This window comes from Streptomyces manipurensis, from assembly GCF_049570255.1.
In the GTDB taxonomy this organism is placed as follows: Bacteria; Actinomycetota; Actinomycetes; order Streptomycetales; family Streptomycetaceae; genus Streptomyces; species Streptomyces manipurensis.
Map to the genome: position 1 here is coordinate 5,093,855 of NZ_CP186950.1, position 13,069 is coordinate 5,106,923.

10 protein-coding genes are annotated in these 13,069 nt (G+C 72.7%); 9 read left to right on the forward strand and 1 reads right to left on the reverse strand.

The features are described from left to right. Positions 1–8 precede the first annotated feature (8 nt). Positions 9–539, forward strand: coding sequence for a MarR family winged helix-turn-helix transcriptional regulator (locus ACPU2J_RS23685; RefSeq protein WP_361595021.1), 531 nt, complete (start codon positions 9–11; stop codon positions 537–539). 95 nt (positions 540–634) lie between these two features. On the opposite strand, the gene glgX is transcribed toward ACPU2J_RS23685, so the two are convergent. Continuing rightward, complete coding sequence (gene glgX, locus ACPU2J_RS23690; protein WP_423833947.1) at positions 635–2,989, reverse strand: glycogen debranching protein GlgX; 2,355 nt, start codon at positions 2,987–2,989, stop codon at positions 635–637. Positions 2,990–3,172: 183 nt separating this feature from the next. Between glgX and ACPU2J_RS23695 the strand changes: the two genes are divergently transcribed. The 8 genes from ACPU2J_RS23695 (at position 3,173) to ACPU2J_RS23730 (ending at position 12,974) form a co-directional block, all read left to right on the forward strand. After that, entirely contained in the window at positions 3,173–4,393 is a 1,221-nt protein-coding gene (locus tag ACPU2J_RS23695; protein WP_420082346.1) for a L,D-transpeptidase, read from the forward strand. Between the two features lie 125 nt (positions 4,394–4,518). Beyond that, positions 4,519–6,720, forward strand: a complete 2,202-nt coding sequence (locus ACPU2J_RS23700; RefSeq protein WP_423833948.1) for a choice-of-anchor A family protein — start codon at positions 4,519–4,521, stop codon at positions 6,718–6,720. 160 nt (positions 6,721–6,880) lie between these two features. Beyond that, positions 6,881–7,591, forward strand: coding sequence for a L,D-transpeptidase family protein (locus ACPU2J_RS23705; RefSeq protein ID WP_361595015.1), 711 nt, complete (start codon positions 6,881–6,883; stop codon positions 7,589–7,591). A gap of 168 nt (positions 7,592–7,759) precedes the next feature. Further along, on the forward strand, positions 7,760–9,004 hold the full coding sequence (locus ACPU2J_RS23710) for a L,D-transpeptidase (RefSeq protein WP_420079538.1): 1,245 nt from the start codon (positions 7,760–7,762) through the stop codon (positions 9,002–9,004). Positions 9,005–9,096: 92 nt separating this feature from the next. Next, positions 9,097–9,864: an enoyl-CoA hydratase/isomerase family protein gene (locus ACPU2J_RS23715; RefSeq protein ID WP_423833949.1), complete on the forward strand. Its 768-nt coding sequence runs from the start codon at positions 9,097–9,099 to the stop codon at positions 9,862–9,864. Between the two features lie 244 nt (positions 9,865–10,108). Next, the gene (locus tag ACPU2J_RS23720; protein ID WP_423833950.1) at positions 10,109–10,621 is read left to right on the forward strand and encodes an ATP-binding protein; all 513 of its coding nucleotides are present in this window, start codon (positions 10,109–10,111) and stop codon (positions 10,619–10,621) included. A gap of 362 nt (positions 10,622–10,983) precedes the next feature. Further along, positions 10,984–11,793, forward strand: a complete 810-nt coding sequence (locus ACPU2J_RS23725) for a polysaccharide deacetylase family protein (RefSeq protein ID WP_420079536.1) — start codon at positions 10,984–10,986, stop codon at positions 11,791–11,793. Continuing rightward, positions 11,790–12,974 (forward strand): YncE family protein, encoded by a 1,185-nt coding sequence (locus ACPU2J_RS23730; RefSeq protein ID WP_423833951.1) that lies wholly within the window; start codon positions 11,790–11,792, stop codon positions 12,972–12,974. The genes ACPU2J_RS23725 and ACPU2J_RS23730 overlap by 4 nt, the downstream gene beginning before the upstream one ends. Positions 12,975–13,069 lie beyond the last annotated feature (95 nt).

The window sequence follows — 13,069 nt, forward strand, 5'->3', positions numbered from 1 at the left end:
ATGCGGGCATGGGAGCAGAATCGGCCGTCGGCCGCACCGGAGCCGCGCCGGCAGAGGACTCCGTCGACCGGCACATCGCCCGCTGGACCGGCAAGGTCCCCTTCGACGTGCCCACCGAGGCCGTCATCACCCGGATCCAGCTCCTGGCCAAGCACGTCGCCCACGGCAAGGAACGGGCCCTCGCCGAAACCGGACTCCAGGCCTTCGAGTTCGACACCATGCACCGGCTCGCCTCCCGCGGAGCTCCCTGGCGGGCCCCCTCCGCGGAGCTCGCCGCCGAACTGCTGCTCTCCCCGGCCGGGATGACCGGCCGCCTCGACACCCTGGAGAAGTCCGGCCTCGTACGCCGCCTGCGCGGGGCGCCCGACCGGCGCCGGGTCGACGTGGAGCTCACCGACGAGGGCCACCGCCGCTGGACCGAGGCCATGCGCTGGCGCGGGATCGCCGAGGCCGGGATGGTCGAAGCCCTCGACGACGGCGACCGCGCCGCGCTCGCCGCCCTCCTCAAGCGGATGCTGCTCCAGGTCGAGACCCGCTGAACGCCCTGCCGGACGCCCCGCCGGACGCCCCGCCGGACGACCGGCCGGGAGACCGGCTGCGGCCGCCCGGCGCGACCGGCCCGGCCGCGGCGGTCTCAGTCCACCACCCGCAGCAGCAGCACCGACCGGGCCGGCACCGTCAGCGTCTCCCCGCCCCGGTGCCGGGTCAGCGGCGCCTGCGCCTGGTCCTCCCGCGCCGTGTCCAGCACCAGCTCGTAGGTCTCCGCCCAGGGCGCCCCGGGCAGCGCCCAGGCCAGCGGCCGGTCCCCGGTGTGCAGCAGGACGAGGAAGCTGTCGTCCGTCACCTGTCGGCCCCGCTCGTCCCGGCCCGGGATGTCCCGCCCCGACAGGTACATCCCCAGCGCCGCGGCCGGCGCGTACCAGTCCCGCTCCGTCATCTCCGCACCCGCCGGCGTGAACCAGGCCAGGTCCCGCAGGCCGTCCGCGCCCTGCGCACGCCCCGAGAAGAACGCCCGCCGCCGCAGCACCGGATGGGTCTGCCGCAGGCCGATCAGCCGGGAGGCCAGCGCGAGGAGCGACTGCCAGTGCGGATCCGACAGCAGTGACCAGTCCACCCACCCCGTCTCGTTGTCCTGGCAGTAGGCGTTGTTGTTGCCGCCCTGCGTGCGCCCGAACTCGTCGCCCGCCACCAGCATCGGCACGCCCGTCGACAGCAGCAGCGTGGTCAGCAGGTTGCGCAGCTGCCGGCGGCGCAGGGCGCCGACCGACTCGTCGTCCGTCTCGCCCTCGGCGCCGCAGTTCCACGACCGGTTGTCGTTCGTCCCGTCCCGGCCCGCCTCCCCGTTGGCGTCGTTGTGCTTGCGCTCGTAGGACACCAGGTCCCGCAGGGTGAAGCCGTCGTGCGCGGTCACGAAGTTCACCGAGGCGTACGGCCGCCTGCCACCCCACGCGTACAGGTCGCTCGACCCCGACAGCCGGTAGCCCAGGTCCCGTACGTCGGGCAGCGCACCCCGCCAGAAGTCCCGCACGGCGTCCCGGTAGCGGTCGTTCCACTCCGTCCACAGCGGCGGGAAGGCCCCCACCTGGTAGCCGCCCGAGCCCACGTCCCACGGTTCGGCGATGAGCTTGACCCGCCGCAGCACCGGATCCTGGGCGATCACCGCCAGGAACGGCGACAGCATGTCCACGTCGTGCATGGAACGGGCCAGCGCCGCCGCCAGGTCGAAGCGGAAGCCGTCCACGCCCATCTCGGTCACCCAGTAGCGCAGCGAGTCCGTGATGAGGCGCAGCACGTGCGGGCGCCCGGCGTGCAGGGTGTTCCCGCAGCCCGTGTAGTCGGAGTAGCGGCGCTGGTCGGACTGGAGCCGGTAGTAGCCGCGGTTGTCGATGCCGCGCAGCGAGAGCGTGGGGCCCAGCTCGCCCGCCTCCGCGGTGTGGTTGTAGACCACGTCGAGGATGACCTCGATCCCGGCCGCGTGCAGCGCCCGGACCATCCGCTTGAACTCCCCGACCTGCTGCCCGGCCGTGCCGCTCGCCGCGTAGCCCGCGTGCGGCGCGAAGTACCCCACCGAGTTGTAGCCCCAGTAGTTGCGCAGCCCCTTGCGCAGCAGGTGGTCCTCGTGCGCGAACTGGTGGACGGGCAGCAGCTCCACCGCCGTCACCCCCAGCTTCACCAGGTGCTCGACCGCCGCCGGGTGCGCGAGGCCCGCGTAGGTGCCCCGCAGCTCCTCGGGAACACCCGGATGGCGCATCGTGAAGCCGCGCACGTGCAGCTCGTAGATCACCGAATCGGCCCACGGGGTCTTCGGCCGGACGTCGTCCGCCCAGTCGTCGTCATCGTGGACGACCACCCCCTTCGGCACGAACGGCGCCGAGTCGCGGTCGTCGCGCACCGTGTCCGCGATGTACTGCTGGGGCCAGTCCCGGACGTGCCCGTACACCTCCGGGGGGAGGGTGAAGTCCCCGTCCACGGCCCGCGCGTACGGGTCCAGGAGGAGCTTCGCCGGATTGTGCCGGACCCCCGTCCACGGGTCCCACCGCCCGTGCACCCGGAAGCCGTAGCGCTGCCCCGGACGCACCCCCGGCACGAAGCCGTGCCAGATCTCGTGCGTGAGCTCCGTCAGGGAGCAGCGCGTCTCCGTCCCGGACTCGTCGAAGAGGCACAGCTCCACCGCCTCGGCGCCCTGCGCCCACAGGGCGAAGTTGGTCCCCTCCGTCCCTCCCGACCCGCCCGCGGCCGGTCGGAACCGGGCCCCCAGGGGATGGGAGGACCCCGGCCACACGGCCGGCTGCGGGCGCACCTGGGCCCGCGGACCCTGCCCCCTGGCCCGCCCGTTGGCCCGGACGGCGGGGCGTCCCTCCGCCCGGGCGCCCGGCGGGCCGCCCGGTTGTCCGTCGACCTGCGGTACGGGTGCGGCCTGACCGCTCCGCACCGCCCCGACGGCATCGCTGGCGGTTTCCACCGCCTCCTGCTCGGCTGCGCTCGACACTGCCCGCCTCCACGGCTCTTCGGTACCGGCGGGGGTAGGGGAGAGTGCGGCCCCGGCGTCCCGGCCTGGGCCCGCCCCCGTCTGGTCCTTCCCACTGTTCTGCCCGGACAGTTCTGCCCGGAACGTCGCCCGCTCTCACGTTTCCCCCGGAGGGGCCCGGTCGTTGGAGGGAGCGTGACACTTCTGACGAGGCGGGCAGGGGCGGGCTTGGCCGCCGTGGCGGCGTGGGCGGCGCTGCTGGGAGGCCTGACCGGCTGCACCGAGGACGGCAAGGCACCGGTCGAGATCCAGCTGCCCGGCAGACCCCGCTCGCCGGACGAGGCCATCCGCATCACCCCGGAGGACAACGCCAAGGGGGTGCCGGCCGACGGGCGGCTGACCGTCACCGTCCCCGAGGGCCGGCTGGAGCGGGTCGTCGTCACCAAGGTGGAGGACGCCCAGGCCGAGCAGGTCCCCGGCAGCATCGCCCCGGACGGGCTCAGCTGGAGCCCCGCCCCGGAGTACGGCCGGCTCGCCCTCGCCGCCAAGTACACCGTCGACGCCGTCGCCCTCGACGGGCACAACCGCCGCCAGGCCCGGCACACCACCTTCACCACCTACGTCCCCGAGGAGCGGTTCATCGGCTACTTCAAGCCCGAGAACCGCTCGACGGTCGGCACCGGCATGATCGTCTCCTTCAAGTTCAGCCGGGAGATCGAGCGCCGGGCCGAGGTCGAGAAGGCCATCACCGTCACCGCCGACCCCGCCGTGCAGGTCGCCGGCCACTGGTTCGGCAAGGACCGCCTCGACTTCCGGCCCAAGCAGTACTGGAAGCCGGGCACCAAGGTGACCGTGAAGATGGACCTGCGCGACGTCGAGGGCGCGCCCGGCTCGTACGGCATCCAGGACAAGACCGTCTCCTTCACCGTCGGCCGCTCCCAGATCTCCACCGTGGACGCGGCGGCGCACACCATGGAGGTCCGCCGGGACGGCGAGCTCCTGTCCACGGTGCCGATCAGCGCCGGCGCGCCGAAGACCACCACCTACAACGGCAAGATGGTGGTGATGGAGCTCTTCGACGTCACCCGGATGAACGGCCAGACCGTCGGCTTCGGCGGCGAGTACGACATCCCCGACGTCCCGCACGCCATGCGGCTCACCAACTCCGGGACCTTCCTGCACGGGAACTACTGGTCCAGCCCCGACACCTTCGGCAGCACCAACGTCAGCCACGGCTGCATCGGCCTGCGCGACGACAAGGGGGGCGGCTCCGACACCCCGGCCGGCTGGTTCTTCGACCGCACCCTCGTCGGGGACGTGGTGGAGGTCGTCAACTCCGAGGACAAGACGGTCGCCCCCTCCAACGGGCTGGGCGGCTGGAACATGTCCTGGGCGGACTGGGTCGCGGGCTCCGCCGTGACCTGACCCCGGACGGGTGACACGAGTGATCGGAATGCCGTAGCGGACGAGTGTGCTGCCGCTCCCGGCGCGCCGCCGCCCCCAGCCTGTGCAGGCACAGGAGTGCAGGCACCGGTGACGGACGGAGTGTCATGGCAGCAAGAAGATGGACCGTCGGGCTCGCGATCGGGGCCGTACTGGCCGCCGTCGGGGCGCCCACCGCCGCAGTGGCCGCCGGGCCCGGCGGCGAGCGCCCCGCGGAGGTCCGGCGGGCCACGCTCCCCGAAGGGCTCGGCCCCTGCGTGCCGGCCCCCGGGGAGACCTGCCCCAGCCCCTTCCCGCCCATCGGCAGCGACGGCGTGATCCGGGGCCACGACAACGCCGTGAACATCTTCGTCGGCGGCGACTTCCGGGTCCGCGAGCGGGTCTCCGAGGCCGAGGGCCGGGTGGTCGTGCTCGGCTCCTTCGACCAGAACAAGACCGGACAGGACCTGCGCTACAACGTCGGCGTCGTCGGCGCGGGATCCCTCGTCCCGCCGTCCCCCGGCTCCGACTTCCTCACCACCGGCGGCGACGTGACCGTGGCCCAGGGGCAGCGGCTGCTCGCCGACACCGGCGTCGTGCGTCACGCGGGCACCCTCAGCGGCACCGTGACCGGCACCCTGCGCAGCGACCCGGCCGCGGCCGCCCCCTACGCGGGCTGGCGCGACAGCCTCGGCGCCGCGAGCCAGTGCTACGCCCGCGTCGACGGGCAGCGCCGCACCCCGACCGGAACCGTCGCCAACCTCGGCTACCAGACCACGTTCACCGGGGACGGCACCTCGCCGCTACAGGTCTTCAACGTGGACGCCGACCTGGTCGGCGGCGGCAACGGCCAGCAGGGCATCGTCTTCCAGCGCATCCCCGCGGGCGCGACGATCCTGGTCAACGTCTTCGGCACCGCCCGCACCATCAACACCTACAGCGGGGCCATCCAGGACGACCTCGACCCGCTCAACGCCCACCGCGAGCGGCTCCTGTGGAACTTCCCGGACGCCACCACGGTCGACCTGAACGGCACCGGACAGTTCCAGGGCAGCTTCCTGATCGGCAACCGGGCCTCCGAGACCAGCGTCCGGCTCCCCGGGATCAACGGCCGCTTCTTCACGACCGGTTCGCTCACCCACACCAGCGCGGCGACCGGGGGCGGCGGCCAGGAGTTCCACGCCTACCCCTTCAACGGCGACCTGCCCGACTGCGGCGGCACCCCCCAGCCGGTCACCGGCCGGGTGTCCGTCCTCAAGCGGGACGAGGCCGGCCGGCCCCTGGCCGGCGCCACCTTCGAGCTGTGGCGGGAGAGCAACGGCACCCCGGGGCTCCAGACGGGCACGCCGGGCGGGGACACCAAGGTCGGTGACGACTGCGTGACCCCCGCGGACGGCGTCTGCGCCCGGACCACCGAACTCGGCACCCTCTACTGGCGCGAGACCCAGGCACCGCCCGGATTCGACCTGCCGGCCATCACCGTCCACCGGCTGGACCTCACCACCGACAACGCCCAGGCCGGCGTGCGGGTCGAGGTGGACAACACCCGCACGCCCGAACCCCCGGACCCGGACACCTCCGTCACCGTGCGCAAGACCGACGCCGAGACCGGAGCCCCGCTCGCCGGCGCGACCTTCGAGCTGTGGCGGGAGTCCAACGGCCGGGGCGGCCTCCAGGTCGCCGACACCGACGTACCGGCCGACACCCGCCTGCGCACCACGTGCGTGACCGACGCCGACGGCAGCTGCACGGTCCGCGTGCCGATCGGGGAGACCTACTACTGGCGCGAGACCGTCACCCCCGACGGCTACCAGCCGCCGGCCGACCCGGTCACCCGCTTCGAGCCGACCGAGGCCGACCTCCCCGACGGCATCGTCCTCACCGTCGCCAACCGCCGCACGCCCGTGGAGTACGAGGGCTCGATCCGGGTCGTCAAGCAGGACTCCAAGACCCGGCGGCCGCTGCGCGGGGCCGTCTTCGAGGTCTGGCGCGAGACCAACGACACCCCGGGCCTGCAGACCCGCGGCATCAACCCCGACCGGCTCGCCGCCCCGGGCTGCGCCACCGACCGCGCGGGCGTCTGCGACTTCCCCCGGCTGCCGGAGGGCTGGTACTACCTCGTCGAGACGGACGTGCCCGAGGGCTACGTCCTGCCGGCCGACCGGGTGACGGGCCCGCTGCGCGTGGACCGGGCCGTGCCCGGCGGACGCCTGGTCGTCACGCTCCACAACCAGCGGGACGACCAGGGCAAGGGCAAGGGCGGCAAGGGCAAGGGCGACAAGGACGGGAAGGACCACCACGGCAAGGACTCCGGGCGCCCGCGCGGCTGACCCGGCCGCCGCGGCGGCACCGGACGGAGCGGCCCGCCCGCTCCCCGGTCCGCCGCGGGGGTGACCCCCTCACCCCTCCGGCGGATCAGCGCGAGCCGTCCGCCCCGCCTGCGGATTGGCTGGTCGGGACCGTACCGCGCCCGGACCGCAGGAGGCCCCGATGGCCGCACCCCGCACGGCGGGCCGCACCGGGGCGGCCGTCGCGGCCGCCGGGGTGCTGCTCGCGCTGGCAGGCCCGTACGCTCCCGGTGCGGCGGCGGCCGCGCCGGAGCCGGAGAGCCCGTGCACGGCCGGAACCGGCCCCTACCAGCGGGAGCTGGAGGAGCACCTCGGCCGCCCGGTCGACGGGGTGCAGTCGGTGCAGGACTGCGAGGCGGTCCGCGCCTTCCAGCGGGAGAACGGGATCACGCCCGCCGACGGATACCCGGACGCGGCCACCCACCGCACCGTCCTCGTCGTGACCGCGCGCCCCGCCCCCAACGCAGCGGGCGACTGCCCCGTTCGCGAGCACCGGGTCACCTGCGTCGACATGGACCGGCAGCTGCTGTGGGTGCAGCGGGGCAGCCGGATCCTCTTCCCGCCCGTGCCGATCCGCACCGGCCGCGACTTCCAGGAGACCCGCCCCGGCTGGCACGAGGTGTACTGGCGCAGCAAGGACCACGTGTCCACGCTGTACGGGTCCCCGATGCCGTACGCCCAGTTCTTCGACGGCGGCCAGGCCCTGCACGGCACGCCCGACAGCCTCTACGGGAACGGCGGTTCGGCCGGCTGCGTCAACCTTGCCGAGGCGGACGCGGCCCGCCTCTGGGAACTGCTCACGGAGGGCGACGCCGTCTACGTCTGGGGCACCAGGCCCGGCACCGAGGACTGAGCCCCGCGCACGGTCCGGGCCGCGGCGGGCGCCGAGGTCAGCGCCCGTGCCGGAGCCGTTCCACTCCTCCCCGGCAGTTGGGACGGAACGGTGACAAGACCGTGGCTCGTCGTGATCCTCCCGTGTGATTACCTGTCGACATGCGCGCACTGTCCGCGCGCGGGGGACATGGGGAGAACACGAGTGAACCTGCAGCCGATACGCGGCCGCGCCCGCACGGGCCTGCCGGCCCTCCTGCTGGGGGCGGCCCTGCTGTTCACCACGGCGTGCAGCGGTGGCGGCGGTGGTGGCGGCAACGGCAGCGGCGGCGCGGACAACGCCGGTGGCGGTGGCAAGACCGGCACCGAGGCGTCCAAGGCCGTCGTCAGCGTCAAGCCGGACGACGGGGCCAAGGAGGTCGCCACCAGCGGCATCCTGAAGATCACGAGCACCGGCGGCAAGCTCACCACGGTGACCGTCGCCGACACCAAGGGCAACGCGGTCGAGGGCAAGCTCGCCGACGACGGCTCCAGCTGGGAGCCCGCCCGTCACCTCGCCTCGGCCACCGAGTACAAGGTGCACGCGGTCGCCAAGGACGACGCCGGCCGCGAGTCCGCGAAGGACACCAGCTTCACCACCCTCACCCCGACCAACACCTTCATCGGCCACTACACGCCCGAGGACGGCTCCACCGTCGGCGTCGGCATGCCGGTCTCCATCAACTTCAGCCGGGGCATCACCAACCCCGAGGCCGTCGAGAAGGCCATCACCGTCACGGCGGAGCCGGCTGTGCCGATCGAGGGCCACTGGTTCGGCAACGACCGCCTCGACTTCCGCCCCGAGAACTACTGGGCGGCCGGCACCAAGGTCACCGTGAAGCTGGCGCTGGACGGCGTCGAGGGCCGCCCCGGCGTCCACGGCAAGCAGACCCGCACGGTCAACTTCACCATCGGCCGCTCCCAGGTCTCCACGGTCGACGCGAGCGAGAAGCAGATGCAGGTCGTGCGCGACGGCCAGGTCCTCAAGACCGTCCCGATCACCGCCGGCGCCCCCTCGACGACCACGTACAACGGACAGATGGTCATCAGCGAGAAGTACGAGGTCACGCGGATGAACGGCGCGACCGTCGGCTTCGGCGGCGAGTACGACATCGCCGACGTCCCGCACGCCATGCGCCTGTCGCAGTCCGGCACGTTCGTCCACGGCAACTACTGGGCCTCCGCGGGCACCTTCGGTTCGGCCAACGTCAGCCACGGCTGCGTGGGCCTGCGCGACCAGCGCGGCGGCGGCGACCCCAACGCCCCCGCGGCCTGGTTCTTCAACGAGTCACTCATCGGTGACGTGGTCGTCGTGAAGAACTCCAAGGACAAGCAGATCGCCCCCGACAACGGTCTCAACGGCTGGAACATGCCGTGGGCGGAGTGGATCAAGTAACGGCGCGGAGTGTCGAGAACGGCCGGAGCGGTCCGGTGCTGTGACCCACGGCACCGGGCCGCTCCGCGTTAACCGGCGCTAACCTGACCCGTATGACCATCTCTCTCGAAGTCTCCGAAGGTGTCGGCACCATCCGCCTGGACCGGCCGCCCATGAACGCCCTGGACGTCGCCACCCAGGACCGGCTGTGCGAGCTCGCGGTGGAGGCGACCGACCGGGCCGACGTCCGCGCGGTCGTCCTCTACGGCGGTGAGAAGGTGTTCGCGGCGGGCGCGGACATCAAGGAGATGCAGACGATGGACCACGCGGCGATGGTCGCCCGGTCCCGCGGTCTCCAGGACGCCTTCACGGCCGTCGCCCGCATCCCCAAGCCCGTCGTCGCGGCGATCACCGGCTATGCGCTGGGCGGCGGTTGCGAGCTCGCGCTCTGCGCCGACTACCGGATCGCCGCCGACAACGCGAAGTTCGGCCAGCCCGAGATCCTGCTCGGCCTCATCCCCGGCGCCGGCGGCACCCAGCGGCTGTCCCGGCTGGTCGGGCCGTCCCGGGCCAAGGACCTCATCTTCACCGGCCGCATGGTGAAGGCGGACGAGGCGTTCACGCTCGGCCTGGTGGACCGGGTGGTGCCCGCGGCCGAGGTCTACGAGCAGGCGCACGCCTGGGCGGCGAAACTGGCCCAGGGCCCGGCCATCGCGCTGCGCGCTGCCAAGGAGTGCGTCGACGCGGGCCTGGAGGCCGACATCGACACCGGTCTGACGATCGAACGCAACTGGTTCGCGGGCCTGTTCGCCACCGAGGACCGTGAGCGCGGCATGCGCAGCTTCGTCGAAGAGGGCCCCGGCAAGGCGAAGTTCGTCTGAGCGCCGGCCGGGCGGTCCTCCCTGGGGGTGGATTAGCCAGGCCTTAAGGCAGCCTTAAGCGCGGGAGGTGATCCACTCGGTGTGATCATCTCCCTGCGCTGTGTCACCGCAGTTCAGGGCCGGTGCGAGGCCCTCCGGAAGGCCCCCGGGGGCGCCCGGTGAGCCCCCGGGGGGCCGTCGTGTCCGGGGGGCGTATTCGCGGGGAACGGCCCGGAGGGGCGGGCGGGCCGTCCATGATGGGTGCATGGCGGGCCTGGAGGGTGTGGAACAGCCGCGGCAGCGCGGCGGTGCTTCGGCGGTACGGCTCACTGCGGCGGTCGAGGACGAACAGGGCCTCAAGGCCATGGAGTTGTACGGGAACCCGGCCGAGGCGGAGGTGACGCTGCCGTCCATGCCGGAATCGGCGGGCACGGCGCGCCGGCTCACCCAGTGCGTGGTGATCCGGCTCTGGGGGCTCTCCCCGCAGACGGCCGAGCACACCGTCCTGCTGGTCTCGGAGCTCGTCGGCAACGCCGTCCGTCACACCGGCGCCCGCTCCTTCGGCCTGCGCATGCTGCGGCGCCGGGGCTGGATCCGGGTGGAGGTGCGCGACCCCTCGCGCGGCCTGCCCTGCCTGATGCCGGTGCACGAGCTGGACACCACGGGCCGCGGCCTCTTCCTCGTGGACAAGCTGTCCGACCGCTGGGGCGCGGACCTGCTGCCGCGCGGGAAGATCGCCTGGTTCGAGATGCGGGTCGCCGACCGCCAGAACGCCTGAAGCCCCCGGGCGCCGGTTGGGCGGTGGGGGGCTTCATGGGTGCGCCGAGGATCTGAGGGGGTGTGATCCTCGGCGTGTGGACTTCGCTCGGGTCAATGGGGAAGTCGTGGTTCCGACTATGGCAGACGAGCGCCGGAACGCCAAAAGTCCCTACTCGGGCATAAGTGTGCAAATAGTAAGACTTTCTAGCTAAATCCTAGGTGAGGTGGGCCACTCACCTCGCAATCCATGAATAACTATCGACTGCTCTGAGTAAATCGTTGATCACATGACGATGGCGCCCCCCGGTTGGCCCTCTTCGGTGATCGCCTCGAATTGGGTCAATCGTTACCTTCCGGTCGATCGACCCCTTAAATGGGCAGGTGCTCTCACATCCAGGCCGCCGCGCGGCCCTGCGCGCGGCCGGTCTCGGCGCGGCGGGCGCCGCGGTGGCCGGCCTCACCAGCGGCTGCGGACCGGGCAGCCCCTCCGCCGGTCCCACCGCCCCCTCCTCCCCGCCCCCCGGACCGGCGCGCCCGGCCCGGCCCGCACGGGCGGCCCCGGCCGCGGCGCCGCGCCGGTTCCCCGGGCGGCCCGTCGAGATCGCCCACGGCCCCCGAGACCGTCCCCGGGTCGCCCTCACCTTCCATGGCAACGGAGACCCCGCCGTCGCCCGCGCGGTGCTGGCCGCGGCGGAGAAGGGCGGCGCGCGGGTCACCGTCCTGGCGATCGGCAGCTGGCTCGACGCCCACCCGGACATGGCCCGCCGGATCCTCGACGGCGGCCACGAACTCGGCAACCACACCCAGCACCACCTCGCGGTGAACGACATGCCCGAGCCGGAGGCCCTCGCCGAGATCACCGGATGCGCCCAGCGGCTCAAACGGCTCACCGGCTCCATCGGCACCTGGTTCCGGCCCTCCCAGACGCAGTACGCGACACCGCTCGTGCGGAGGCTGGCCCAGCGGGCCGGCTACCCGCACGTCCTGTCGTACGACGTGGACTCCCTCGACTTCACCTCGCCCGGTGCCGCGGCCGTCACCCGCAACGTCACCGGGACGATCCGCCCCGGATCCGTGGTGAGCCTGCACTTCGGCTACGCGGACACGGTCGACGCGATGCCCTCCCTCCTCGAAGAACTCGCGCGCCGCGACCTGCGCGCGGTGACCACCACGGAGCTGCTGACGCCATGACGACCACCCGCCTCCACCGCAACGCCGGCGTGCTGCTGGCCGGCCTGGTCCTCGCCGCCCTGGCCGGCTGCGGATCGTCCGAGGGGCCCGCCGGGGCCGTCGGGTCCAAGGGCCCGGCCAAACCCGTCAAGGCCGCGCCCGTCGCGCCGCCCGGACTGCCTGGCATGCCGCCGCTCCTCGACCCGAACGACGTCTACGCGGCGGATCGGCCAGGCAAACTCTCCCCGGTGGTCAAGGACTTCCCCTCCCGGGTCTACGTGCCGAACACCAACTCCAACACGGTGTCCGTCATCGACCCGGCGACCTACCAGGTCATCGACACCATCCCGGTCGGCGTCCAGCCCCAGCACGTGGTCCCCTCCTGGGACCTCAAGACCCTGTGGGTCAACAACAACCGCGGCCACACCCTCACCCCGATCAACCCGGCCACCGGCGAGGCCGGCAAGCCCGTCGAGGTGCACGACCCGTACAACCTGTACTTCACGCCCAACGGCAAGTACGCGATCGTCATGGCCTCCCTCGACAAGGAGCTGGTCTTCCGCGACCCGCACACCATGGACCGGGTCAAGACCGTCCCCGTCTCCTGCTTCGGCGTCAACCACGCGGACTTCTCCGCCGACGGCCGCTACTTCATCGTGAGCTGCGAGTTCTCCGGCGAGCTCCTCAAGGTCGACACCGAGCGGATGGAGGTCGTCGGCCAGCAGAAGCTGCCCTTCGAGGGCGCGATGCCGCAGGACGTGAAGGTCTCCCCGGACGGCAAGACCTTCTACGTCGCGGACATGATGGCGCACGGCATGTGGGTGCTCAGCGGGGACAGCTTCGAGACGCCCAAGCTGCTGCCCACCGGGAAGGGCTGCCACGGCCTCTACGTGAGCCGCGACTCCAAGGAGATGTACGTCTCCAACCGCGGCGAGGGCACCGTCTCGGTCTACAACTTCCCGCAGAAGAAGCTCACCAAGAAGTGGACCCTCCCCGACGGCGGCAGCCCCGACATGGGCGGCGTCTCCGCCGACGGCAAGGTGCTGTGGCTGTCCGGCCGCTACGACGGAGAGGTGTACGCCATCGACACCACCACCGGCAAGCAGCTCGCCCGGATCCCGGTGGGCGGCGGCCCGCACGGCCTCGCCGTCTACCCGCAGCCCGGCCGGTACTCGCTCGGACACACGGGGATCTTCCGCTAGGGGCGCCCCGCCGGCCCTGCCCGGTCCCTTCCGGCACCCGGGGGCTCCGCCCGCCCCGGGTGCCGCTACCCTGAGCCGGTCAACAAGCACCAAGA

Excerpts from the sequence above, each read along its gene's own strand:
- ACPU2J_RS23685 (WP_361595021.1), top strand. The coding sequence starts at position 9 with ATGGGAGCAGAATCGGCCGTCGGCCGCACCGGAGCCGCGCCGGCAGAG.
- ACPU2J_RS23700 (WP_423833948.1), top strand. The coding sequence starts at position 4,519 with ATGGCAGCAAGAAGATGGACCGTCGGGCTCGCGATCGGGGCCGTACTG.
- ACPU2J_RS23705 (WP_361595015.1), top strand. The coding sequence starts at position 6,881 with ATGGCCGCACCCCGCACGGCGGGCCGCACCGGGGCGGCCGTCGCGGCC.
- ACPU2J_RS23710 (WP_420079538.1), top strand. The coding sequence starts at position 7,760 with ATGGGGAGAACACGAGTGAACCTGCAGCCGATACGCGGCCGCGCCCGC.
- ACPU2J_RS23715 (WP_423833949.1), top strand. The coding sequence starts at position 9,097 with ATGACCATCTCTCTCGAAGTCTCCGAAGGTGTCGGCACCATCCGCCTG.
- ACPU2J_RS23720 (WP_423833950.1), top strand. The coding sequence starts at position 10,109 with ATGGCGGGCCTGGAGGGTGTGGAACAGCCGCGGCAGCGCGGCGGTGCT.
- ACPU2J_RS23730 (WP_423833951.1), top strand. The coding sequence starts at position 11,790 with ATGACGACCACCCGCCTCCACCGCAACGCCGGCGTGCTGCTGGCCGGC.